This is a genomic window from Aeromonas genomosp. paramedia, from assembly GCF_023093515.1.
Lineage (GTDB): Bacteria > Pseudomonadota > Gammaproteobacteria > Enterobacterales > Aeromonadaceae > Aeromonas.
This window is the reverse complement of the sequence record NZ_JAAROG010000028.1, coordinates 1-23,596: the sequence shown is the minus strand read 5'-3', so window position 1 is coordinate 23,596 and position 23,596 is coordinate 1. Positions and strand designations below refer to the sequence as shown.

The 23,596-nt window shown below is 63.2% G+C and carries 18 protein-coding genes and 1 rRNA gene; 8 read left to right on the top strand and 11 right to left on the bottom strand.

Annotation, left to right across the window (positions count from 1 at the left end; translation table 11 throughout):
- The first annotated feature begins 310 nt into the window (after window positions 1-310).
- The 4 genes from HB860_RS19505 to HB860_RS19490 all read left to right on the top strand — a co-directional run bounded on the left by HB860_RS19505 (window position 311) and on the right by HB860_RS19490 (window position 5,153).
- Window positions 311-1,309, top strand: a complete 999-nt coding sequence (locus HB860_RS19505; RefSeq protein ID WP_005326140.1) for a BMP family lipoprotein — start codon at window positions 311-313, stop codon at window positions 1,307-1,309.
- Between the two features lie 97 nt (window positions 1,310-1,406).
- Entirely contained in the window at window positions 1,407-2,984 is a 1,578-nt protein-coding gene (locus tag HB860_RS19500) for an ABC transporter ATP-binding protein (protein ID WP_247627674.1), read from the top strand.
- Window positions 2,985-3,066: 82 nt separating this feature from the next.
- Window positions 3,067-4,185, top strand: coding sequence for an ABC transporter permease (locus HB860_RS19495; RefSeq protein WP_202047911.1), 1,119 nt, complete (start codon window positions 3,067-3,069; stop codon window positions 4,183-4,185).
- Between the two features lie 2 nt (window positions 4,186-4,187).
- Complete coding sequence (locus HB860_RS19490) at window positions 4,188-5,153, top strand: ABC transporter permease (protein WP_025325295.1); 966 nt, start codon at window positions 4,188-4,190, stop codon at window positions 5,151-5,153.
- A 77-nt stretch (window positions 5,154-5,230) separates the two neighbouring features.
- On the opposite strand, the gene HB860_RS19485 is transcribed toward HB860_RS19490, so the two are convergent.
- Window positions 5,231-6,412 carry a M28 family metallopeptidase gene (locus tag HB860_RS19485; RefSeq protein ID WP_247627673.1) on the bottom strand — a complete coding sequence of 394 codons (1,182 nt, stop codon included), beginning with the start codon at window positions 6,410-6,412 and terminating at the stop codon, window positions 5,231-5,233.
- A 342-nt stretch (window positions 6,413-6,754) separates the two neighbouring features.
- Complete coding sequence (locus tag HB860_RS19480; RefSeq protein ID WP_247627672.1) at window positions 6,755-7,660, bottom strand: LysR substrate-binding domain-containing protein; 906 nt, start codon at window positions 7,658-7,660, stop codon at window positions 6,755-6,757.
- A gap of 119 nt (window positions 7,661-7,779) precedes the next feature.
- Here HB860_RS19480 and HB860_RS19475 point away from each other — a divergent pair, with 119 nt between their 5' ends.
- The 3 genes from HB860_RS19475 to HB860_RS19465 all read left to right on the top strand — a co-directional run bounded on the left by HB860_RS19475 (window position 7,780) and on the right by HB860_RS19465 (window position 10,399).
- Entirely contained in the window at window positions 7,780-8,907 is a 1,128-nt protein-coding gene (locus HB860_RS19475) for an S-(hydroxymethyl)glutathione dehydrogenase/class III alcohol dehydrogenase (RefSeq protein ID WP_247627671.1), read from the top strand.
- 51 nt (window positions 8,908-8,958) lie between these two features.
- Complete coding sequence (gene fghA, locus HB860_RS19470) at window positions 8,959-9,813, top strand: S-formylglutathione hydrolase (protein WP_247627670.1); 855 nt, start codon at window positions 8,959-8,961, stop codon at window positions 9,811-9,813.
- Window positions 9,814-9,892: 79 nt separating this feature from the next.
- Window positions 9,893-10,399, top strand: a complete 507-nt coding sequence (locus HB860_RS19465) for a DinB family protein (RefSeq protein ID WP_247627669.1) — start codon at window positions 9,893-9,895, stop codon at window positions 10,397-10,399.
- A 76-nt stretch (window positions 10,400-10,475) separates the two neighbouring features.
- Here the strand turns inward: HB860_RS19465 and HB860_RS19460 are convergent, their stop codons facing one another.
- Window positions 10,476-11,198 (bottom strand): head GIN domain-containing protein, encoded by a 723-nt coding sequence (locus HB860_RS19460; protein ID WP_247627668.1) that lies wholly within the window; start codon window positions 11,196-11,198, stop codon window positions 10,476-10,478.
- Between the two features lie 340 nt (window positions 11,199-11,538).
- Here HB860_RS19460 and ovoA point away from each other — a divergent pair, with 340 nt between their 5' ends.
- Entirely contained in the window at window positions 11,539-13,689 is a 2,151-nt protein-coding gene (gene ovoA / locus HB860_RS19455) for a 5-histidylcysteine sulfoxide synthase (RefSeq protein ID WP_247627667.1), read from the top strand.
- Window positions 13,690-13,746: 57 nt separating this feature from the next.
- Here the strand turns inward: ovoA and HB860_RS19450 are convergent, their stop codons facing one another.
- The 8 genes from HB860_RS19450 to rrf form a co-directional block, all read right to left on the bottom strand.
- Window positions 13,747-14,718: a bile acid:sodium symporter family protein gene (locus tag HB860_RS19450; protein WP_247627666.1), complete on the bottom strand. Its 972-nt coding sequence runs from the start codon at window positions 14,716-14,718 to the stop codon at window positions 13,747-13,749.
- A gap of 269 nt (window positions 14,719-14,987) precedes the next feature.
- Window positions 14,988-16,430 carry an amino acid permease gene (locus tag HB860_RS19445; RefSeq protein ID WP_247627665.1) on the bottom strand — a complete coding sequence of 481 codons (1,443 nt, stop codon included), beginning with the start codon at window positions 16,428-16,430 and terminating at the stop codon, window positions 14,988-14,990.
- Window positions 16,431-16,597: 167 nt separating this feature from the next.
- Window positions 16,598-16,936 carry a tRNA-binding protein gene (locus HB860_RS19440; protein ID WP_247627664.1) on the bottom strand — a complete coding sequence of 113 codons (339 nt, stop codon included), beginning with the start codon at window positions 16,934-16,936 and terminating at the stop codon, window positions 16,598-16,600.
- A 62-nt stretch (window positions 16,937-16,998) separates the two neighbouring features.
- Window positions 16,999-18,444: an amino acid permease gene (locus HB860_RS19435; protein WP_247627663.1), complete on the bottom strand. Its 1,446-nt coding sequence runs from the start codon at window positions 18,442-18,444 to the stop codon at window positions 16,999-17,001.
- A gap of 103 nt (window positions 18,445-18,547) precedes the next feature.
- Window positions 18,548-19,003, bottom strand: a complete 456-nt coding sequence (locus tag HB860_RS19430) for a beta-galactosidase subunit beta (protein WP_247627662.1) — start codon at window positions 19,001-19,003, stop codon at window positions 18,548-18,550.
- Window positions 19,000-22,074: a beta-galactosidase subunit alpha gene (gene ebgA, locus HB860_RS19425; protein WP_247627661.1), complete on the bottom strand. Its 3,075-nt coding sequence runs from the start codon at window positions 22,072-22,074 to the stop codon at window positions 19,000-19,002. The genes HB860_RS19430 and ebgA overlap by 4 nt, the downstream gene beginning before the upstream one ends.
- A 318-nt stretch (window positions 22,075-22,392) precedes the next feature.
- The gene (gene ebgR / locus HB860_RS19420; protein WP_247627660.1) at window positions 22,393-23,358 is read right to left on the bottom strand and encodes a transcriptional regulator EbgR; all 966 of its coding nucleotides are present in this window, start codon (window positions 23,356-23,358) and stop codon (window positions 22,393-22,395) included.
- A 155-nt stretch (window positions 23,359-23,513) separates the two neighbouring features.
- Window positions 23,514-23,596, bottom strand: a 5S ribosomal RNA gene (gene rrf, locus HB860_RS22395); the annotation flags it as partial.

Genomic DNA, 23,596 nt, shown 5'->3' with positions numbered 1-23,596 from the left:
ATCCTCTCTCATGATTTGGTGCCGATGGACACCTCTTTTTTCATCGCCGGAGGAAAACGCTTGCGTATAACCTCATGAATAGAAACACAAATGTCATTTGGCGCCTATTAATCGCAGCATTTAACTCTGCAAACAAACCTAAAAACAAACACTTATAAAGCAATTTGCTTATATTTCAAACCGTTAACGCAAACGTTTTTCCTCTATGATCCCCTTGACCCACAGGCTGGCTCACTTACAGTTAGCCAGCGTGCTTTATGACCTGCCAAGACAGGTTGTGGACCCTCACATAACAATCAAGGATACGATCGTGACTAAAGTGCTCAAGCTGGCCACCGTGGCCGCCCTCACCCTCGCTGCCCTTTCTGCCCAGGCAGCCTCCGAGCCCGCCGTCATCTATGACACCGCTGGCAAATTCGACAAGTCCTTCAACGAAGCCGTGTTCCGCAACGGCGTCGAAGTCTACAACAAGGACAAAGGCGTCAAGGTCAAGGAGTTCGAACCTCAGAACGAAGCCCAGCGCGAGCAGGGCCTGCGCCGTCTGGCCAGCCGTGGCAACGGCCCCATCGTCGCCGTCGGCTTCAACATGGGTTCCGCGGTAGAGAAGGTTGCCACCGAATTCCCGAAAACCCAGTTCACCATCATCGACATGGTGGTCGACAAGCCGAACGTACAGTCCCTCATCTTCAAGGAGCATGAAGGCTCCTTCCTGGTGGGTGCCCTGGCGGCCATCGCCTCCAAGAGCGGCAAGGTCGGCTTCGTGGGCGGCATGGACATCCCGCTGATCCGCAAATTCCAGTGCGGCTATGAGCAGGGCGCCAAGTACATCAATCCGAAGATCGACGTGTACCAGAACATGACCGGCTCCACCCCGGCGGCCTTCGCCGACCCGGCCAAGGGTGCGGAGCTCGCCAAGTCCCAGTTCGCCAAGGGCGCCGACGTGGTCTATGCCGCCGCCGGCGGTACCGGTATCGGTGTCTATCAGGCTGCCAAGGACGAAGGCAAGCTGGCCATCGGCGTGGATTCCAACCAGAACCACCTGCAACCTGGCACCATGCTGACCTCCATGGTCAAGGATGTTGGCCTGGCCGCTTACAAGTCCTGGGATGACGCCGCCAAAGGCAGCTGGAAGCCGGGCATCCAGACCCTGGGTCTGGCGGAAGGCGGTGTTGACTGGGCGCTGGACGAGAACAACGCCAAGCTGATCACCCCGGAAATGAAGGCCAAGGTCGAAAGCATCAAGGCCGACATCATCGCCGGCAAGATCAAGGTGCACGACTACATGAGCGACAACTCCTGTAAGTACTGATACTGCGAGTACCGAGTCTCTGCTACGACTCTCAACCCAGACCGGCCCGCACGGGCCGGTTTTTAGTCTCTACTTCATGACCCGCAAGGACTGCATCATGGACCAGACAGATCGCTATGCCATCGAATTAAGAGGTATCGATAAGCGCTTTGGCGAGGTTTACGCCAACAAGCAGATCGACCTTCAGGTTCGTAAAGGCAGCATTCACGGCATCGTCGGCGAAAATGGCGCCGGCAAGTCGACCCTGATGAGCATCATCTACGGTTTCTACCACGCCGACAAAGGCGAGATGCTGATCGACGGCAACCCCTTCAAACCCCATGGCTCCCAAGATGCGATTGCCGCAGGGGTGGGCATGGTGCACCAGCACTTTATGCTGGTGAACAATTTTACTGTTTTAGAAAACGTGATCCTCGGCGCGGAAAACGGCTGGCACCTGGGCAAGAGCCTGGCGGCGGCCGAGAAACTGCTCGGCGAGCTGGCCCGGGACTATGGTCTCGAGGTGCCGCTGCACGAGAAAGTCGAGGATCTGCCGGTGGGCCTGCAACAGCGGGTCGAGATCCTCAAGGCGCTCTATCGCGGCGCCCGCATCCTGATCCTCGACGAGCCCACCGGGGTGCTGACCCCGCAGGAGGCGGATCACCTGTTCGAGGTGCTGAAAAAGCTGCGGGATCAGGGGGCGACCATCATCCTCATCACCCACAAGCTGCGGGAGATCCTGGCCATCACGGATCAGGTTTCCATCATGCGCCGGGGGGAGATGGTGGCCCACGTCGCCACCAAGGACACCGACAAGGAGCAGCTCGCCGAGCTGATGGTGGGCCGCAAGGTGCGCCTCAAGGTCGACAAGGGCACCGCCCAGCCGGGCGAAGCCAAGCTCAAGGTCGATGGCCTCTCTTACGTCGATGACGCCGGGGTGGAGCGGGTCAAGTCCGTCAGCTTCGCGGTGCGCGCCGGGGAAGTGGTCGGCATCGCCGGGGTCTCCGGCAACGGCCAGTCCGAGCTGCTCAGCCTGCTCGGCGGCATCCTCAAGCCCAGCAAGGGCAGCTTCACCATCGCCGGAGCCCAGAACCACGAGGTGAGCCTGAGCCATCCGGCCGATCCGGAGCGGGTGCGTAACTTCGGTCTCGGCCACATCCCGGAAGACCGCCACAAGATGGGGCTCATCAACCGCTTCGAGGCGAAAGAGGCCTTCATCCTCGGTTATCACCGCCGCACCCAGTACAACAAGGGCTGGCTGCAGAACAAAGAGGCGATCCTGCAGGATTGCCAGGCCAAAATGGACAAGTGGGACGTGCGCCCGCCCCATCCCGAGCACAAGACTGCCAACTTCTCCGGCGGCAACCAGCAGAAGCTGGTGATCGCCCGGGAAGTGGAGCAGGACCCGGATGTGCTGCTGGTCGGCCAGCCGACCCGGGGCGTCGACATCGGCGCCATCGAGTACATCCACCAGCAGATCATCGCCATGCGCGACAAGGGCAAGGCGGTGCTGCTGGTGTCGGTGGAGCTCGACGAGATCATGAGCCTCTCTGACCGCATCCTGGTCATCGCCGACGGCCGCATCGTCGGCGAGCTGGATGGCGCCAAGGCGGATGAGCGCACCATAGGTCTGATGATGGCAAATATCGTTCCCGACGAGGTGGCGGCAAGCCAACCCGAAGGAGCCGCATCATGAACCAGGTATCCTGCCGTGAAACATGGGGTCTGATGATGGTCAACACACCCGTGCCTGACGAGATTGCCAAGGAGGCCCACTGATGAGCCAAGTACGTATTCCTGCCTGGATCTCCGTGGGCGTGCTGCCCGCGGTCAACATCCTGCTGGCCTTCCTGGTGTCGGCCATCCTGTTCTACTACCTCGACATCAACCCGATCGATGCCGCCGAGATCATGTGGTATGGCGCCTTCGGCACCGGCGAGGGGATAGGCTTCACCCTCTACTACGCCACCGGCTTCATCTTCACCGGTCTGGCGGTGGCGGTGGCCTTCCACGCCGGCCTGTTCAACATCGGCGGTGAGGGGCAGGCCTATATCGGCGGCCTGGGTGTGGGGCTGGTCTGTCTGCTGCTCGGGGACGTGCTGCCGTTCGCCCTGCTGCTGCCGCTCGCCATCATAGCCGGTGGCCTGTTCGGTGCGGCCTGGGCCTTCATCCCGGCCTGGCTGCAAGCCAAGCGGGGCAGCCACATCGTCATCACCACCATCATGTTCAACTTCATCGCCGCCTCCCTGATGGCCTACCTGCTGGTCGACGTCTTCAAGCCGCCAGGATCCATGGCCACGGAGAGCAAGGTGTTCGCCGTGGCGAGCTGGCTGCCGAAGATGAGCGAACTGGCAGCCGGTTTCGGTGTGGAGATGCCGAACAGCCCCCTCAACATCAGCTTCTTCTGGGCGCTGATCTGCGCGGCCCTGGTGTGGGTCTTCATCTGGCATACCCGCTGGGGCTACGAGATCCGCTCGGTGGGCGCCAGCCAGAGCGCCTCCGCCTATGCGGGCATCTCCTACCCCAAGGTGGTGATCCTGGCCATGGTGATCTCCGGCATGCTAGCGGGCTTCTTCGCCCTCAACGTGCTGCAGGGCGAGCTGCACCAGATCAAGCTCAACTTCGTGGAAGGCTTCGGCTTCACCGGCATCGCGGTGGCCCTGATGGGTCGCAACCACCCGGTCGGCGTCATCATCGCCAGCCTGCTGTTCGGCTTCCTCTATCAGGGTGGCGCCGAGCTCAGCTTCGAGTTCGGGGTGGATCGCAACATAGTGGTGGTGCTGCAGGGTCTGGTGATCCTGTTCTGTGGCGCCCTTGAGCACATGCTGCGTCCGCGCATCGAGCAGGCCTACCTGGCGTTTGCCAACCGCTCAACCGCACAAGTGAAGGGAGTCTGATCATGTTCGAAATGCTGATCCTGATGTTGGACGCCACCATACGTACCGCGCCGCCGCTTATTCTGGCGGCCATGGCGGGCATGTTCTGCGAGCGCTCCGGGGTGGTCAACATCGCCCTGGAGGGCAAGCTGCTGGCGGCGGCCTTCGCCAGTGCGGCCGCGGCCGCCGTCTCCGGCTCCGCCTGGATTGGGCTGGGTGCCGGGGTGGGTGTCTCCATCCTGTTCGCCCTGCTGCACGGCTTCGCCACCATCACCCACCGCGGGGATCAGGTGGTGAGCGGCATGGCCATCAACATACTGGCGGCCGGTCTGACCGTCACCCTGGGCCGTTACTGGTTCGATCAGGGGGGTCAGACCCCGGCGCTCTCCGGCGATGCCCGTTTCGCCCCCATCGATCTGCCCTTCGCCAAGGAGCTCTATGACGTGCCCGTCATCGGCCAGCTCTACAGCGAGCTGCTGAGCGGTCACTCCCTGCTGGAGTACGTGGCGTTCGCCGCCGTGCCCCTGGCCTGGTGGGTGCTGTTCCGTACCCGCTTCGGCCTGCGGCTGCGGGCGGTGGGCGAGGCCCCGGCGGCGGTGGATACCGCAGGTATCTCCGTGGTGCGGATGCGCTACACGGCGCTCATCATCGGCGGCCTGCTGGCGGGGATCGGGGGCACCTATCTGGCGGTAGCCCAGACCGCCCAGTTCATCCCCAACATGAGCGCGGGCAAGGGCTTCATGGCGCTGGCGGCCCTGGTGTTCGGCAAGTGGCGCCCCTGGAACGCCATGGCGGCCTGCCTGCTGTTCGGCTTCCTCGACGCTGTCGCCATCCGGTTGCAGGGGGTCAGCATAGGCGACTTCCCGATCCCGGTGCAGGCCATAGAGGCGCTGCCCTACATCTTGACGGTCTTCCTGCTGGCCGGCTTCATCGGCAAGGCGGTGGCCCCCAAGGCCCTCGGCACCCCCTATGTCAAGGAGCGGGAATAGCGCTTCGCCCATACCAAAAATGCAAGAAGGCCCACGAATGTGGGCCTTTTTTTACGCGGTTCATTCCCCCTGGCACCTCAGTTTATCTTGCCCATCTCGATGGCGAAGCTGGTGGCCAGCTGGGCGAACTTGAGGGCGTGTGAGGCTGAGGGATCCGAGTTCTGCAAGGTGTCCTGGGCGGTGTGGATCTTGGGGTTGTAGTCGTTGAAGCGCGACTCGAACGGCATGGCGGCCGGGTAGCCCTGATTGTGCCAGGAGGCGTGATCCGAGCAGCCGTAACCGCAGCTGTCGTAGCCGTAGCGGATCTGGGGCAGGTAGGCGTCGAGCAGTTGGGCCAGATAGCCGGTCAGCCCCTGGTCGGTGTAGTCGGTCATGAAGACGATATCTTCCGCCGATCCCTGGTAGTTGGTCATGTCCAGTTGCAGCGCCGCCAGCACCTTGGTATTGGCCGCCTTGTAGCGGGTGGCGATGTCCTTGGAGCCGCGCAGCCCCACCTCCTCCGCCGCATAGCCGATGAACTGCAGGGTGCGCTCCGGCTGGCGGCCCTGCTCGGCGATGACCCGCAGCACCTCGGTCAGGGTAGCGATGCCGGAGGCATCGTCGTCGGCGCCGGGGGCCAGGGTGCGGCTGCTCGGGGCGGCGCCCGCGGTGGAGTCGAGGTGGCCGCCGAGTACCACCACTTCGTCCGGGTAGCGGCTGCCCTTGAGGGTCAGCACCACGGATTGCTGCGGATAGCCGCTGTGCTTGACCCGGCTGACGCTGGCCCAGGGCAGGGTCGCGCTCAGACTCTGCCACTGGCCGGCCACCCAGTCCGCCGACTGCACCCCTGTGGTGGTGGTGTAGTAGCGGTTGCGCCAGCTCGAGAGCTGGCTGATGGTGCCGACTATCTTGCCCTGATCCAGATGGGGCAGCAGCCGGTTGACGCTGGCCCCCTGGGTCAGCGGCGGCGCGCTGAACAGGTTCTGGCTGATGGGCTGGGCCATGCTCTGCAGGGCGTCGGCCAGGGTGCTGTGCACCACGTAGCCGCCGCAGCGCTGGTGCCCTTCGTGCATCAGGTGGGAGAGGGTGCCAAGCTCGCTCGCCTCGACCTGGGCCAGCTGGATGGGGGCACCGCTGGCGCTGAACAGGGGGGCCAGCCTGGCCTTGACCTGCTTGAGTTCGACGCCGCTGTCGGCACCGACCGTGATCCAGACGGGTTCGGCGGCCTGTGCGGCGAGGGGCAGCAGGGGGAGCAAGAGGGCGGTCAACAAGGGTTTCATATCGGATCCTTCCAGATAGAGTGGCGGGCAAAAGTGCCAAATGGGTGTCATAAGACGACCGGTCCAGTCTAGCCAAGGAGGCTGACCGGCGAATTTGCCCGTCTGGTGCGGCCGTCCCCCCGTCCGGTGGGGGCCGCTGCAGGATCTGCTGTCTACTGCGCCGGTATCAGGGGAGCGGACGGAGCTTTGTGCTGGCGGGGGGGTTCCACAGGGCGTGCCCGCCGGACAGGACGATGACAACCCAGGCTGGGGGGCTGACAAAGGGAGTCAAACTGTGCCATATCGGCGCGGATAGCCGGGGGGGCAGCGGTTTTTTATGAGGCGCCTGTTGTCATCCGGGCGTCAACCTATGGGGCGCACCAGCGCCGGCTGGGCGGGATCGCTGAGCCGCTCGGCGAGGTAGTCCACCAGCAGCCGCACCTTGGGGGAGAGGTGGCGGTTGTGGGGATAGAGGGCCCAGATCCCCTCCTCGGGCGCCCGCAGCTCCGGCAACAGCTCGATGAGATCTCCCCGGGCCAGGTGCTCGCTCACGTAGTAGTCCGGCAGCTGGATGATGCCTATCCCCTTGAGCGCCGCGTCCAGCAGGGCGTGGCCGCTGTTGCAGTGGAGCAGGCCGCGCACCCGCACGCTGTGGGGTTTACCGTCCAGAGTGAAGTGCCACTCGTCGCCGTTGCCCACCAGGCAGTGGTGGCGGGCCAGCTCGGAGAGGCTGTTGGGCATGCCGTGGCGGGCGGTATAGGCCGGCGAGGCGCACACATAGGGCACCCGCTGGGCCAGCTTGCGGGCCACCAGGGTCGAGTCCTTCAGGTGGCCGAGGCGGATCGCCAGATCGAACCCCTCGTGCACCAGATCCAGCAACTGGTTGGTGAGGTTGAGGGTCACCTCCAGCTGGGGGAAGCGCACCATGAAGTCGTTCACCAGGGGGGCTATGCGACTCTCGCCGTAGGAGACGGGGGCCGTGATGCGCAGGGACCCTTGCGGCACCGCCTGATGGCGTCCCAGTGCCAGCTCCGCCTCGTAGAGGTTGTCCAGCAACTGGCGACAGTGGCGAAAGTAGATCTCGCCGAGCTCGGTGAGCCGCACCTGACGGGTAGTGCGCAGCAGCAGCTTGGCCTGCAGCCTGTCTTCCAGCTGCGCCACCTGCCGGCTGACTTGCGCCACCGACACCCCCAGCTTGCGGGCGGCCGGGGTAAAGCCCCCCTGCTCCGCCACGCTGACAAATTCACAGACCCCTTCCCAGCCGAACATTATTACCTGTGTGTAAAAGTGATTTGATATTTAGCCTTATTATCACCAAATCGGCGGGAAACTACACTGAATGTCCGAACTCATTTCCGTTCACCCACACAACCACGAGGACATCATTCATGGCACAGGTTCAGAGCATCAAGTGTAAAGCCGCCATCGCCTGGGGACCGGGTCAGCCCCTCTCCATCGAAGAGGTCGAGGTCATGCCGCCCCAGGCTGGCGAGGTGCGGGTGCGGATCGTCGCCACCGGCGTCTGCCACACCGACGCCTTCACGCTGTCTGGTGAAGATCCGGAAGGGGTCTTCCCCTGCATCCTGGGCCATGAGGGGGGCGGCATCGTCGAATCCGTCGGCGAGGGCGTCACCAGCGTCAAGGTGGGGGATCACGTGATCCCGCTCTACACCCCCGAGTGCGGCGAGTGCAAGTTCTGCAAGTCCGGCAAGACCAACCTGTGCCAGAAGATCCGCGCCACCCAGGGCAAGGGGCTGATGCCGGACGGCACCACCCGCTTCTCGAAAGATGGCCAGCCCATCTATCACTACATGGGCACCTCCACCTTCAGCGAATACACGGTACTGCCGGAGATCTCCATCGCCAAGGTGGACCCGGCCGCCCCCCTGGAAGAGGTCTGCCTGCTCGGCTGCGGCGTCACCACCGGCATAGGTGCCGTGATGAACACCGCCAAGGTGAAGGAGGGTGAGAGCGTCGCCATCTTCGGGCTGGGGGGCATAGGCCTCTCCGCCATCATAGGCGCGCGTCTCGCCAAGGCCGGCCGCATCATCGCCATCGACATCAACGAGAGCAAGTTCGAGCTTGCCCGCAAGCTGGGCGCCACCGACTGCATCAACCCGAACAAGTTCGACAAGCCCATCCAGGAGGTGATCGTCGAGATGACCGACGGCGGCGTCGACTTCTCCTTCGAGTGCATCGGCAACGTCAAGGTGATGCGTGCGGCGCTGGAGTGCTGCCACAAGGGCTGGGGCGAGTCGGTCATCATAGGCGTGGCCGGCGCGGGCCAGGAGATCAGCACCCGTCCGTTCCAGCTGGTCACAGGCCGGGTCTGGCGCGGCAGCGCCTTCGGCGGGGTGCGCGGTCGCAGCGAACTGCCGAGCTATGTGCAGCGCTACATGCAGGGTGAGTTCCGCCTCGACGACTTCATCACCCACACCATGCCCCTCGAGCAGATCAACGAGGCCTTCGATCTGATGCACGAAGGCAAGAGCATCCGCACCGTCATCCACTACTGATCCCATGAGAGCCCCGCCCATAGATACATGGGCGGGGCAAGGAGTCCTTCCATGAATCTGGACATCATCAGCAGCAACAAGAGCTTCGGCGGCTGGCACAAGCAGTATCGCCACCCCTCCACCGTGCTCGATTGCGAGATGCGCTTCGCCATCTATCTGCCGCCCCAGGCCCTCACCGGCCAGAAGGTGCCCGTGCTCTACTGGCTCTCCGGCCTCACCTGCACCGACGAGAACTTCATGCAGAAGGCGGGGGCCCAGCGCATCGCCGCCGAGCTCGGCATCGCCCTGGTGGCGCCGGACACCAGCCCCCGCGGCGAGGGGATCCCGGACGACCCCGGTTACGATCTCGGCATGGGGGCCGGCTTCTATGTCAACGCCACCCAGCACCCCTGGCGGGCGCACTACCAGATGTATGACTACGTCACCCGGGAGCTGCCCGAGCTCATCGAGACCCACTTCCCGGTCTCGACCAGGCGCGCCATCAGCGGCCACTCCATGGGGGGCCACGGCGCCCTGATCGCCGCCCTGCGGGAACCCGGCCGCTACCGCTCGGTGTCGGCCTTCAGCCCCATCAGCCACCCGAGCCGCGCCCCCTGGGGCCAGAAGGCCCTCGGCGCCTATCTCGGCAACAACCCCTTGCTGTGGCAGGAGTGGGACGCCTGCCAGCTGCTGCGCCACCACGACAGCCAGCCCCTGCCGACCCGGGTGGACGTGGGGCTGGACGACCCCTTCCTGACGGAGCAGCTCGGCATAGACGCTCTGGCCGAGATCGCGACCGCCAAGGAGTGGCCCCTGGCGCTTCATCGCCATGCCGGCTATGACCACAGCTACTACTTCGTGGCGAGCTTCATCGAGGAGCACCTGCGCTTTCACGCCAGCCACCTCGGCGAACCAGCCCAGGGCTGACCAGGGGGCGGACAGGCCCCCCATGGTCACCCGCCCCCCATCAGCGGGCGGCCATAAACAAGGGAACAGGGAGACAAGGATGACGATCTTCACCACGCTGCTGGCCATGCCGGACCAGTTCGCACGACTGCTGGCACAGGTGCCCGCCGACCAGCTGGACTGGGAGCCCGCCAACTGGGCCGGGATCCCCTCAGAGCGCTTCAGCGCCCGGGGGCACCTCTGCCACCTGCTGGACATCGAGACGCAAGGCTACCAGGTGCGCTTTCGCCGTACCCTGGAAGAGAGCCTGCCGGCGCTCGCCTCCCTCGATGGCTATCAGCTGGCGCTGGACCATGATTACCCCCGGCAGGATCCTGCGGTGCAGCTCGACCGCTTTCGCACCGCCCGTATGCAGACGGTGGAGTGGCTCAGGGCACTGCCCTCCAGCGCCTGGCAGCGGCGTGCCCGCTATGGCGGCTATGGGGAGGTGACCCTGGACGGTCTGGTGCGCCTGCTCGCCAGCCATGACCACCAGCACCTCGCCGGCATGCAGTGGCTGCTGATGCGGCTCAATGCGGATCTGGAGCTCGCGCTGCCCCTCGAGTGAGAGAAAGCAGCGCGACCATGGATAACAAAACAGGCCCTGCATGGGCCTGTTATTTAGCTGTCATCGCGCCGGATACTCAGCTTCCTGCCCGGGAGATGGCGCCGGACCCTGCGATCTCGCTCTCCAACCTGGGGTTGCCCAGATAGCTGACCGAGCCGGAGCCGGCGATGCCGACCTTCAACAACGCGCTGGCATTCACTGCCACGTCGCCACTGCCGGCGATATTGACCTCGACCTCCTCTCCTTTGAACTGGGCGCCCGACACGCCACCGGCACCGGCGATGTTGAGCTCCACTTCCCTGGCCGAGCCCTGCCCCAGATCCAGGCTGCCCGCACCGGCAATATTGCCCTCCAGTCGATCCAGTGCCAGCTGGCTGGCGACTATATCCCCCAGGCCGGCCACCGACAGTACCAGCTCGTCTCCCGAAAAACCGCTCAGATCGCCGCGAGCCAGGCCCGCCAGCGCCAGCTCATGGAGCTCGGGCAGGGTGATGGTGATATCGATGGGCTCGGGGGGATCGAGCCGGTAGCCCTCCTTCACCTCTATCTCCAGCTTGTCCTCCTGCTCGGTCAGCTCCAGGTAGGGCAGCAGGTTCCCCTGCCCGCGGATCAAGATGCTCCTCTCTTCCCCCGCCACCAGATGGATATTGGCGGGCACCCCGGCCAGAACCCGGGTCACCTCCCGGCCCAGGGGGTGCTGCTGCTCAACCAGAGCCCCGGTCCCGCTCACCTTGACGTCATCCTGCCAGCTGCAACCACCCAGCCCCAGGGCCAGCACGGCTCCCATCATCCATTTCATCGCCACTCTCCTCGTTGTGTGTTGGCAAACGCGACCCCTAGGTCCGCACAGCCTGGTGCAGGGGCGATTGCAAGCCACATGCCATAGAACCAAGACTATGATTTTAAACTGAAAATCAGATTTCATCTTCACCACATCCCTCATCTTTGAGAGCCATTCAGACCATATGTTGGTCAAACTCACCATGCCCGAACGGGGGGAGACAGCCCGCCGGCAGGGCCAGTCGCCGCCGGAGGAGCAAGTTTTTGGTTGCCGCCCCGGTCTGTTGAGCCAATAGTGATACCTTGTGCGTATAGAGCTCTCCACCGTGCATTTGTCACTGCCAACAAGGAGTCAGAGCGTGACCCAAGTCAGCCACCCATTCGCCAGCCCAGAGGGCCTGCCGGCCCCGACCCGCACCCCGCTGCTCGGCGGCGACGATCCCGAGCACAAGCGCCGCGAGCTGCTCGACTACTTCTGTCAGACCTTCGATCTCTACGACAGCCTGTTTGACTGCCTGGCCGACGAGCGGGCCTGGTTCAACAAGGCGATCCCCCTGCGCCACCCCCTCATCTTCTACTACGGCCACACCGCCGCCTTCTTCGTCAACAAGCTGCTGGCGGCGCGCCTCATTGACCAGCGCCTCGATCCCCGCATCGAGGCCATGGTGGCCATAGGGGTGGACGAGATGAGCTGGGACGATCTGGACGAGACCCACTACGACTGGCCCGCCGTCAGTGAACTGCGCGACTACCGCGGCCGCGTGCGCGCCCTGGTGTGTGATTTCATCGAGCGTATGCCGATCGAGTTGCCCATCCATTGGCAGAGCCCGGCCTGGGTCATCCTGATGGGCATAGAGCACGAGCGCATCCACCTGGAGACCTCCAGCGTGCTGATCCGCCAGCTGCCCCTGGCCTGGGTGCAGCCGCAGCCCTATTGGCCCTCCTGCACCCAGGCCCGCCACAGGCGCGACCAGGTGCCCGCCAACAGCCTGCTGCCGGTGGCCGGCGGTCGGGTACGCCTCGGCAAGCAGGACGCCACCTACGGCTGGGACAACGAATACGGCGAGCGCCACATAGCGCTGGCCCCCTTCCAGGCCAGCCGCATGCTGGTGAGCAACGCCGAGTTTTTCGATTTCGTGCAGGCGGGCGGCTACCAGACCCGGGCCTGGTGGGACGACGAGGGCTGGGGCTGGTGCCAGTATGCCAGGGCGCGCATGCCCAGCTTCTGGGTCGGCGACCCCAGCGAGCCCGAGCAACTGCAACTGCGGCTGATGACCGAACAGATCCCCCTGCCCTGGGACTGGCCGGTGGAAGTGAACCAGCTGGAGGCCGCCGCCTTCTGTCGCTGGAAGGCGGATCAGACCGGCCTGTCCATCCAGCTGCCGAGCGAGGGGGAGTGGGCGCTGCTGCGCGAGCAGGTGCCCGGGGATCAACCGGACTGGCTGGAGGCACCCGGCAACATCAACCTGGCCCGCTTCGCCTCCTCCTGCCCGGTGGATGCCTGCCCCCAGGGCGACTTCTTCGATCTGGTGGGCAACGTCTGGCAGTGGACCAGCACCGCCATCGACGGCTTCGAGGGGTTCAAGGTGCACCCCCTCTACGACGACTTCTCCACCCCCACCTTCGATGGCAAGCACAGCCTCATCAAGGGCGGCAGCTGGATCAGCACAGGCAACGAGGCGCTCAGGTCCTCCCGCTACGCCTTCCGCCGCCACTTCTTCCAGCATGCGGGCTTCCGCTATCTGGTCTCACGCTATCAGGAAGCCATCACAGTGAATCCTTATGAAACCGACGCCCTGGTGGCGCAATACCTCGACTTCCAGTACGGCCCGACCCACTTCGGGGTGGCCAACTACGCCCAGACGCTTGCTGATCTTGCCAGCGAGCTGTGCAGCCGCCATGAGCGGGCGCTGGACATCGGCTGCGCCACCGGCCGCGCCAGCTTCGAGCTGGCCCGCCACTTCCAGCACGTGGACGGGGTGGACTACTCGGCCCGCTTCATCGACGTGGCGCTGGCGCTGGCCAGCCAGGACAGCTTCCGCTATGCCCTGCCCCTGGAGGGGGATCTGGTGGAGTATTGCGAGGCGCGCCTCTCCCGCCATGATCTGGGCCGCGAGCAGGCCGATCGGGTCCACTTCAGCCAGGGGGATGCCTGCAACCTCAAGCCCAGGTACGAGCACTACGATCTGGTGCTCGCCTCCAACCTGATCGACCGGCTGCGGGAGCCCGCCCGCTTCCTGCGGGACATTGCTCCGCGCCTTCGCAGCGGCGGCCTGCTGGTGCTCACCAGCCCCTACACCTGGCTGACCGACTACACCCCCAAGGCGAACTGGCTCGGCGGCATCCGTGAAAATGGCGAGGCCCTCTCCACCCATCAGGCGCTGCAACGGCTGCTGGCGGCGGAGTTCGAGGAGTTGTGCCCGCCGAGAGACGTGCCCTTCGTCATCCGCGAGACCGCCCGCAAGCACCAGCACACGGTGGCCCAGCTCACCGTCTGGCGCAAACGCTGAGGGAGCGGCAAACGAAAGAGGGAGGCCCATGGCCTCCCTCTCTTGTATCCGGGCATCTTACCCCTCCTGAGCCTGGGGCAGGGCCTCCTGCTCGCGGTAGCGGCGGGCCAGCACGGCGCACACCATCAGCTGGATCTGGTGGAAGATCATCAGCGGCAACACCATGACCCCGACGCTGGCAGCGGGGAACATGACGTTGGCCATGGGCACACCATTGGCCAGGCTCTTCTTGGAGCCACAGAAGACGATGGTGATCTCGTCCGCCCTGTTGAAGCCGAGGCGGCGGCTGATCCAGACGTTCCAGCAGAGCACCAGGGCCAGCAGCACGCAGCTCAGCAACACTATGCTGGCCAAGTCATACCAGCCGACCTGATGCCAGATCCCCTGCACCACGGCCTCGCTGAAGGCCACATAGACCACCAGCAGGATGGAGCTCTGATCCAGCTTGCCGATCAGCGGCCGATGGCTGTCGACCCAGCAGCCGATGAGGGGCCGCGACAGATGGCCCACCACGAAGGGCAGCATCAGCTGCACCATGATGGCCTGGATGGAGTGCCAGGTGTCGACCCCCTCCCCCTGCACCTGGATCATCAGCCCCACCAGCACAGGGGAGAGGAAGATGCCGAGGATGCTGGAGGCCGAGGCGCTGCACACCGCCGCCGACACATTGCCCCCGGCCATCGAGGTGAAGGCGATGGCCGATTGCACCGTGGCGGGCAGGGCGCACAGATAGAGGAAGCCGAGGTAGATGGCCGGGCTCAGCCAACTCGGCACCAGCGGCGTGAGCAAGAGCCCCAGCAGCGGGAACAGCAGGAAGGTGCTGGCCATCACCACCAGATGGAGCCGCCAGTGGCCGAGGCCCGCCAGCAGGTTCTGGCGCGACAGCTTGGCGCCATGCATGAAGAACAAGAGCGCCACCGCCAGCTTGGTCAGCAGCGCGAACCAGACGGCCACCTGGCCCTCGCAGGGGAAGAAGGAGGCCAGGGCCACCACGGCAATCAATACAGAGGTAAAGGGATCCAGACGCACGGGGAGTCTCCAGGGAAAGCGCGTCCCGCACCGGATGGGGGACGACAGGGCACAGGAGGGCCATCCTCTGACGGCGACCCTCGATACGAAACCCCAGCTTACCCCGAACACAGGGAGGCGCAAAGTTGAGCGACGGCTCCAAGCATTCAGTGAAATTAAACGAGTTGGTTTTTAGCGCTTTAAAACTAAACACCAAGGGCGACCAAGGCAGGCGAGGAGACAAAAAAACGGGTGGCCAGAGGCCACCCGCGCTGCACCACAGCCGGCATTCAGATCTGCCGGGCCAGGGTGTCGTCCCCCACCTTGCCCCCGGCGGCCAGCTTGCGGGCCTGACGCTTCTCGAAGCGGGAGATCCACCAGTAGGCCAGCGCCGAGAAGACGGCGGTCATGAAGACGTTGATGAAGAAGGCGCGCACCAGATCCACCCCGGCCGGGAAGGCGGAGGCACTCATGCTCACCACGAAGATGGCGATCAGCACAGAGACCACGCTCATGCCGAAGGTGCGCGATCCCATGCGGAACTCGCGGGGGGTGTCGTCGTGTTTCCAGCGGAAGACGAAGTAGGCCACCATGATGAAGATGGGCGGCAGCATGGCGGTGCCGGCGGTAAGGTTGATGGCGGTGTTCATCATCTGCTGCACCGACTCGGAGCCGAAGCCGTTGACCACCAGCATCACGAACACGAACACAAACTGCCACCAGGCGGCGCGCACCGGCACCCCGTGCTCGTTGAGCTGGGTGGTCTTGTCGCCATAGACCCCCTGGGGGATCTCGGAGAAGTGGATCTTCACCGGCGCCGAGGTCCACATCATCATGGAGCCGAACATGGCGATGAAGAGCACCACCCCGACCGCGCGGCCGACCAGGGTCTCGGAGAGCCCGAAGTACTGCGCCATGCCGGTGAAGATCTCCACCATGCCGCCGGCGTAGGTGAGGCTTTCCCGCGGCACGAAGACGTTCACCAGCAGGGAACCCAGCGCATACATGGCGCCTATGACCACACCGGCGATGATGATCACCTTGATAAAGGACTTCTGGCCGCCCTTGACGTCATTGAGATAGGCCGCCGCCGTCTCGGCTCCGCCCGCCGCCTGGAAGATCCAGCACATGATGCCCAGCGTCGCCCAGTTGACGGTCGGGGTCATGGCTTCCAGGGTGATGGGCTGGGCCGCCACATGGTCGCCGCCGAGGGCCATCAGGGCGCCCAGCACATAGATGGCGAACAGGGCGAAGACGCCGTAGGCCACCAGTTCGGCAATCTTGCCGAGCCAGCTCGCCCCCTTGGTGGAGATATGGGTCGCCGCCGCAAACAGCGCTATGGAGATGATCGAGGTGACGGTCGGCGAGAAGCTGTACTCATACCCCAGCATGGCGTAGGAGGCGTAGGCGATGACGTTCGGCAGCAGGGAGACGAACCAGAACAGGTTCACAAACCAGTAGAGGAAGGAGCCGAGGTAGGCCATACGGGTGCCGAGGGGTTTCTTGAGCCAGTCGTACATCCCCGACTCGGAGTCTTTATTGGCCGAGACGAACTCGGCAATGATGAAGACGAATGGCACGAAGTAGACGAGCGTGGCCAGCAGGAAAATGGGGGCCGAGCTGAGCCCCAGCTCTATGTTGTTGTTGACGATGTTGCGCACGTTGAACACGGCGGCAAAGGTCATCGACAACAGGGCAAACTTGCCTATGGTGCCGCGTACTGAATCAGACATATGTCCTCCAATGGACTCGCGCTCCCTGCGGGTAACGCTGTGACTCTGAATGTGTTCGGCAAGGGTCTGTCGGCCCCGCCATTTACTCTCTTGTTATGATCGGGCCGCCAGGGCGGCCTCGTTGGCAAACCGGCGCCGCCCTGCGGCACCGGCGCTCAATCGTTGGTTCAGACGATGGGGGTGCCCGGCGCCATCGGCACGCGAGGCTGCAACAACACGCTCTGGCTCTCGTCCGGGGTCTCGGCGCAGAGCAACATGCACTCGGAGCGTTCGCCCCGCATCCTGGTGGGCTTGAGGTTGGTCAGTACCACCACCTCGCTGCCCATCAGCTCCTCTTCGCTGTAGTAAGGCACCAGACTGGTGACGGTCTGCAGCGGCCGCTCGCCACCCACGTCGATCTGGACGATATAGAGCTTGTCGGCACCGGGATGGCGCACCACCTCCAGCACCTTGCCCACCTTCATCTCGATCCGTTTGAATTCGGCAAACTCGATCGTCTCGCTCATGCTCTTCTCCTTTTCTGGTTCAAGGGTTTACGGGTGGCCAGCGGCCACCCGGCTTGATGGGGTCATGACGGCTGGATGACCGCCTGCGCCGCCGGCTGGGCCTCTTTCACCCGCGCCTCGGCGCTGAGGGAGGCCTCGTATCTGTTGTATTTCCACCAGGCGAAGCCGAGGAAGATCACGATCCCGCCGACGTTGTAGAAGACGATGGTCATGATGTCGGCACCGGTCGGGAAGGTGGAGGCGAGGAAGCCCACCGAGAAGATGGCGATCAGCACCGACACCACGGCGATGCCTGTGGTGCGCGAGCCCATCTTGAAATCCCGCGGCAGGTGGTCGAGCTTCAGGCGCAGATTGAGGTAGGCCAGCATGATGAACAGCGGCGGCAGCATGGAGGCGGCGGCGGTCATGTTGATGACGGTGTTCATCAGATCCTGCGCGGTGTTGGAGCCGAGCGTCGGGATCACCATCAGCGGCAGCACGATGAGGTACTGGATCCAGGCTGCGCGGGCGGGCACGCCGTTCTCGTTCAGCTCGACCGTCTTCTTGCCGAAGATGCCGGCCGGGATCTCGGAGAAGAAGATCTTCACCGGGGTCGCCGTCCACATCAGCAGGGAGCCGAACATGGCGGTGAAGGAGACCAGCCCGACGAAGCGGTTCATCAGGATCTCCGGCAGGCCGAAGTAGGCCGCCAGCCCCTCGAACACCTGCACCGAGCCGCCGGTATATTTCAGGGTGCCGCTCGGCACGAACACGTTGATCAGCAGCGAGGCGATGGAGTAGAGCACGCCGATAAAGATCCCGGCGACGATGATCACCTTCACGAAGGACTTGGAGCCCCCTTTCACGTCATTGACGTAGACCGCCACCGACTCGGCGCCACCGGCCGCCATAAAGATCCAGGTGGTGATGCCGAGGAAAGCCCAGCTGAAATCGGGGATCATGGCCTCGACCGTGATGGGATCGGCCGGTTGAACGCCCCCCACCAGAGCCGTCCCCGCCAGCAGTATGTAGGAGAGGGTCAGCAGCAACATCAGGGACGAGGTCACCGAGGTGATGGGGCCGAGCATCTTGGCGCCGTTGGTGGAGACATAGGTGGCAAAGGCAAACAGCACCATGCTCAAGGCCGTGGTCGCCACCGGGGTGAGAATGTATTCGTAGCCGAGGAAAGCATAGGAGGCGTAGGCGATGACCCGCGGCAGCAGCGAGGTGAAGAAGAACAGGTTTACGAACCAGTAGGTGTAGGCGGAGATAAAGGCCCAGCGCCCGCCGAGGGAGCTCTTCACCCAGGCATAGACGCCCGCTTCGGAGTTTTTGTTCAGTGATACGAACTCCGCAATGATCAGGCAGAACGGAATGAAGTAAAAAAGGGTGGCCAGAAAGAACATCGGGGCCGAGGCCAGACCGATCTCGATGTTGTTGTTGATGACGTTGTTGAAGCTGAATACCGCCGCGAAGGTGAGCGACAGCAGACCAAACTTGCCTATCGTATTCCGTTTGGAATCAGACATGGTGCATCTCCAGACCTGTAGTTATTGCCGCGAAAGGGCGGGGCATGAGTTGTAGGGTGAGCCCCGCCCTTCCGGCTTTTATCAGTGCAAAAACAGCGGCTTGTTATTTGTTTTTGAAGTAGCCGCCTTCGACCGTGACCTTGATGATCACCTTGCGCACCGGGCTGTCGCCGACAAACCGGTAAGCCTCATCGTTCTCGAAGATCACCACCTGACCATTGCCGACTTTCTGGCGCTCACGCACCTCACCAGCCAGCCACTCGCGGTCTGTGGTGTCGTCATAGGCCTGCTCGACCCGCAGATCCGACTTGGCTGCCCACTCCACAGTCTCTTCCCCTTCCAGGTAGTAGTGGACGTCGAAGTAGCGGCGCAGCCCCTCGAACAGTGAGGTGGCCGGGCTGGCCCCCTCCTGCAAGCGGTAGGTGAGGGAGTCACCGATGGAGTGGCAAATGCCGGGCTTGAGGTTTGCCAGGTTGTCGATGGCCTCCACGCAGCGGCCCCACTTCTTGCCCTCCCGGTAGATGTTTTTGAACAGGGTCAGGTTGTCCAGGGTGATCATGCGAGGTTCCTCCCGCCGTTGATGGTGAGATCGAGCCCGGCCAGCGCAGCCGGATTGAGGTTGCCACGGGCGATGGGCAGCAGGGTCAGGCCGAAGCTGAACGGCTCGAAGCGCACCCGCCAGGAGTCCAGTACCTCGGAGCCCCAGGAGTTGGAGCCGAGCCCCAGCACCTTGTGATCCAGATTGAGGGTGAGATAACCGCAGGGCTCCAGCTCGTTGATGTGCTGCGCCGCGTGGATATGCTCCCAGCTGTAGGGCCAGACGCTCAGGTTGATGGGGGCATCGGGCCGCACGTAGAGACCGGCGCCGTGGCGGTTGGTCAGGGTCGCCCAGCGCACCTGCTGGCGGTTGCCGTTGTCCTGCGGGAAGGGGTAGTGCTCCCACATCTCGCTGACTGTGCTCTGGAAGCTGTCGATCCAGTTGCTCTGGCGGCTGTCCTGATAGTTCTCCCCCGGGCCCATGCCAAGGTAGTGCACCCGATCGAGATCCTGGCGAATACCCAGCTCGAAGCCGATCTTGGGGATGATGTCGTCATAACCGCCGTAGGGCTGGCCGGATAGTGCCACATGCAGTTGGCCATTCGGGCTCAGGGTGTAGACGTAGCGGCAGCGCATGCCGAAGTCGAACACCGGCGGCGCGATCAGACTCTCGACCGTTACCTCGACCGCATCACCCAGCTGGCGCCAGCTTAAGGTGCGGAAGTGCTCCTGCATGATCTGCAGGTGGTTCGGGTGCCACAGGCTCTCGTACTCCTGCTTGTGGTTGTCGATCATCGGCTTGAAGAAGGTGAGGCGCGGCGCCCGCTCGATGAGCTCGATACCGTCCTGCTGCCAGCTCACCAGCTTGCCGTCGAGGCGCGAGAAGCGCAGGGCGAAGCCGCTACCGCTCAAGGTCAGCGCGAGGCGCTCGTCGGCAATCTGCAGCGCAGTAGCGTTGGGGTTGGCAAAGGACTGCAACTGGCGAGTCGACTCTTTCAGCTGGAACTGGTACTGACCCAGCTCGTGCTCCGCCGCGCTGTAGCGGGTGGCGGTGGCCTTGATGACCCGCAGCTGGACGAAGGTTTCCCGCCCATCGAGGGACGGCAGTTCGAGCTGCAGCTCTGTGGTGGCACCGGGGGCAACCCCTTCCAGCCGGATTTGCTGGCTGGCCAGCAGTTCGCCCTCGGCCTTCACTTCGACCAGCAGACGGATATCGTCGAGAGTGGAGAACCAGTAGCGGTTTTCCACCGCCAGCTTGCCTCTGGTCAGATCCAGCGCGCGCACCTTGACCGGACAGATCACCTGCTTGTATTCGCGCAGGCCAGGCCCCGGGGTCTGATCCGGATAGATGAGGCCATCCATGCAGAAGTTGTAGTTGTTGGGGTAGTCGCCGTAGTCGCCACCGTACTTGTAAACGGCGCGGCCCTGTTCGTCCTGATCCAGAATGCCGTGATCGCACCACTCCCAGATGTAGTGGCCCTGAATGTGGGGATGACGGTCGAACACCTGCTGGTATTCGCTGAGGCCCCCCGGGCCGTTGCCCATGGCGTGGGCGTATTCGCAGAGAATGCGCGGCTTACTCATAGGGAACTCGCCGAAGCAGTTCATCTGGGAGACGCGCGAATACATGGTGCTCACCACATCCACCACCTCGGCGTCGCGATCCTCTTCGTAGTGCACCAGCCGGGTCGGGTCGATCGCCTTGCAGCGCTGGTACATGGCTCTGATGTTGCAGCCGTAGCCGGACTCGTTGCCGAGCGACCAGATGATGATGGAGGGGTGGTTCTTCTGGGCGTGCACGTGGCGCTCGATCCTGTCCACAAACACCGGCTCCCAGATGGGGTCATCGGTGATACGGCTGAGATCGCCGACGTTGGCAAAGCCGTGGGTCTCCACGTCGGTCTCCGCCATCACGAACAGACCGTACTGGTCGCACAGCTCATAGAAGCGCGGGTCGTTCGGGTAGTGGGCGGTGCGCACCGAGTTGAGGTTGTGCTGCTTCATCAGCACGATGTCGCGCTCCACCCGATCCATGCCGACGGCGCGGCCCTTCAGGTGGTCGTTGTCGTGGCGGTTCACCCCGTGCAGCTTGAGGTAGTGGCCGTTGACATGGAAGAGGCCATCCTTGACGGTGATTTCACGAACCCCCACCCGCTGCGGGATCACTTCCAGCAGCTCGCCCTGATTGTTGTAGAGGGAGAGTTGCAGCTGATAGAGGTAAGGATCTTCGGCGCTCCACAGATGGGGGTTGGCCAGATCCAGCGTGAAGCGGCAATCACACTTGCCGTCGATGACAAGATTGTCGAGCGAGCCACTGGCGATCTCGCTGCCCTGATCCAGCAGCGACCAGACCAGGCGGTGATCACGGGCGGGCGCTCCCAGATTTTCCAGCTGGATATCGCAGCTCAGGGTGGCGCTCTGGTTATCGTCCGCCAGCTCCGTGCGGACGAAGAAGTCCTGCACATGGGCGGCCGGTTTGCCCACCAGATAGACGTCGCGGAAGATCCCCGCCATCCACCACATGTCCTGATCTTCGATATAGGTGGAGTCGGCCCACTGCATCACCCGCACCGACAGCAGGTTCTCGCCAACCTTGGCGTAGGCACTGATATCGAACTCGGCGGTGAGGCGGCTGCCCTTGCTGAAGCCGACATAGTGGCCGTTCACATAGACCTCGAAGTAGGTCTCTACCCCGTCAAACTTGATGATCACTTGCTCGCCGTCCCAGGCCGGGCTCAGCGTGAAGCTGCGCTGATAGGCGCCGGTGGGGTTGTTGGTCGGTACGAAGGGCACATCGATGGGGAAGGGAAAACCTTCGTCGGTATACTGCAGCCGGCCATGCCCTTCCATCTGCCACATGTTGGGCACGGTGATCTGGCCCCACTCGCTCATGGGGCTGTGATAGAAGGCCTCCGGCACCTGCAGGGGATGGTCGAAGTAGTGGAACTGCCACTGGCCGCCAAGGCTCAGAAAACGGCGGCTCAGCTCGCGCTGCATGGTGGCCGCCAGCCCGTGGTCGGCATAAGAGAAGAAGTAGGCGCGCGGAGCCAGCCTGTTTTCACCAACGAATTGGACGTTTTCCCAGTTATTCACATGTCCTCCCGGAACAAGGCAACTTTGACTGGGTAAACCTTAGATAAATATTTACTAAAAATCAGTTTTGGATCGGTAAAGTTTTAACCTGATCACAATGGCTGGATGGTTTTGTGAGCGAGATCAGAAGCGGAGGATAAAAGGGGTAAAGCAGGCAGGGATGGCATGGATGTTGATAAATGCAGGCAAACAATGGCTAAAATCACTGTAAAACAATGTATATGATTTTATCAGGAGAGATAGTGGAGAGGATGATGAAGGGAAGGAGTCGCACCACCACGAGATGGCGCGACTAAAACAGGCTTTATTTTACTAAAATCAGCGAGTTGTGCCGCGCAGAGTCAGGCGGCTCGGCACCAGTACCCGAAGGGGAATATCGCGCTCGTCACGCAGCCGTTCGACCAGCAGATTGACCCCCTGGGAGCCCATCAATTCGGAGTGGATCCGCACCGTGGAGAGTGGCGGGAAGGTGAACTTGGCGGTCGGAATATCGTTGACGCTGATCAGCTCGATCTGCTGGGGAATGGCCAGTCCTTTCTCGTGGATGGCACGCAGCACGCCGATGGCGATGGAGTCGGAGGCGACGAACAGCGCCTTGGGCCAGTCCCCCGCCAGCATCTCTTTGGCCAGCCGGTAGCCGGAGGCGCTGGAGAAGTCCCCGCGATAGAGATCGCCCTCCTGCACCACCCCCAGCCGCTGGCCGTAGTCGAGGAAGGCCAGTTCACGGAGATCCGGCGCCTCATCCTGACCCCCTATATAGCCGATGCGGCCATGCCCCTGGGCGATAAAGAAGTCCACCACCTGCTGGCTGATGAGCGCCAGATCCACGTCCACGGAGTCAAATTCCCCCTGGGAGCGGCAATCCACGAACACCAGCTGGGCAGAGAGAGAGTGGAGCGCGGCGAGGCGCTCCTCGGGCAGGTGGCCGATGACCAGGATGCCGTCGACGACGGAGAGCTCACGCCCCTCGGCGCCGTTGTAGAAATGGGTCAGCTCTATGTTGAAGCGGGCGCACTGGGTCTCGATGCCATAGCGAATGGCGAGATAGTAGGGGTCGTTGACCTCTGTGCTCTGCGGGTAGGCATAGACCGCCAGAAAGTGCAGCTTGCTCTTGTGCACCCCCTTGCGGGCGCTGCTGGTCTTGTACTCCAGCCGCTCGGCAATCTCGAAGATCTTCTGCCTGGTCTCTTCCTTGACGCTCAGCGTCGGATCTTCATTGAGCACCCGCGACACAGTGGCCTGGGACACCCCCGCCTCCTGTGCAATTTCCTTCAACGTGGCCATGCATACTCCTCTGGCGATGACTCCCGACAATACCTGACCAAGAGTAACGGGCAAGCCGCTGACAGCCCAGCATTTTTACTAAAAGAAGCCGGTCTGCATCGAAAAAATCCCAAAGCAAAAAGGCCTCCCGAATGGGAGGCCTCTTCTAAATAGGTGCCTGACAGTGTCCTACTCTCGCATGGCGAATGCCACACTACCATCGGCGCTACCGCGTTTCACTTCTGAGTTCGGCATGGGA

What these genes read in the sequence shown, in the direction of transcription:
- HB860_RS19500 (WP_247627674.1), top strand. Translation starts at nt 1,407, where the DNA reads ATGGACCAGACAGATCGCTATGCCATCGAATTAAGAGGTATCGATAAG.
- HB860_RS19495 (WP_202047911.1), top strand. Translation starts at nt 3,067, where the DNA reads ATGAGCCAAGTACGTATTCCTGCCTGGATCTCCGTGGGCGTGCTGCCC.
- HB860_RS19490 (WP_025325295.1), top strand. Translation starts at nt 4,188, where the DNA reads ATGTTCGAAATGCTGATCCTGATGTTGGACGCCACCATACGTACCGCG.
- HB860_RS19485 (WP_247627673.1), bottom strand. Translation starts at nt 6,412, where the DNA reads ATGAAACCCTTGTTGACCGCCCTCTTGCTCCCCCTGCTGCCCCTCGCC.
- HB860_RS19480 (WP_247627672.1), bottom strand. Translation starts at nt 7,660, where the DNA reads ATGTTCGGCTGGGAAGGGGTCTGTGAATTTGTCAGCGTGGCGGAGCAG.
- HB860_RS19475 (WP_247627671.1), top strand. Translation starts at nt 7,780, where the DNA reads ATGGCACAGGTTCAGAGCATCAAGTGTAAAGCCGCCATCGCCTGGGGA.
- fghA (WP_247627670.1), top strand. Translation starts at nt 8,959, where the DNA reads ATGAATCTGGACATCATCAGCAGCAACAAGAGCTTCGGCGGCTGGCAC.
- HB860_RS19465 (WP_247627669.1), top strand. Translation starts at nt 9,893, where the DNA reads ATGACGATCTTCACCACGCTGCTGGCCATGCCGGACCAGTTCGCACGA.
- HB860_RS19460 (WP_247627668.1), bottom strand. Translation starts at nt 11,198, where the DNA reads ATGAAATGGATGATGGGAGCCGTGCTGGCCCTGGGGCTGGGTGGTTGC.
- HB860_RS19445 (WP_247627665.1), bottom strand. Translation starts at nt 16,430, where the DNA reads ATGTCTGATTCAGTACGCGGCACCATAGGCAAGTTTGCCCTGTTGTCG.
- HB860_RS19440 (WP_247627664.1), bottom strand. Translation starts at nt 16,936, where the DNA reads ATGAGCGAGACGATCGAGTTTGCCGAATTCAAACGGATCGAGATGAAG.
- HB860_RS19435 (WP_247627663.1), bottom strand. Translation starts at nt 18,444, where the DNA reads ATGTCTGATTCCAAACGGAATACGATAGGCAAGTTTGGTCTGCTGTCG.
- HB860_RS19430 (WP_247627662.1), bottom strand. Translation starts at nt 19,003, where the DNA reads ATGATCACCCTGGACAACCTGACCCTGTTCAAAAACATCTACCGGGAG.
- ebgR (WP_247627660.1), bottom strand. Translation starts at nt 23,358, where the DNA reads ATGGCCACGTTGAAGGAAATTGCACAGGAGGCGGGGGTGTCCCAGGCC.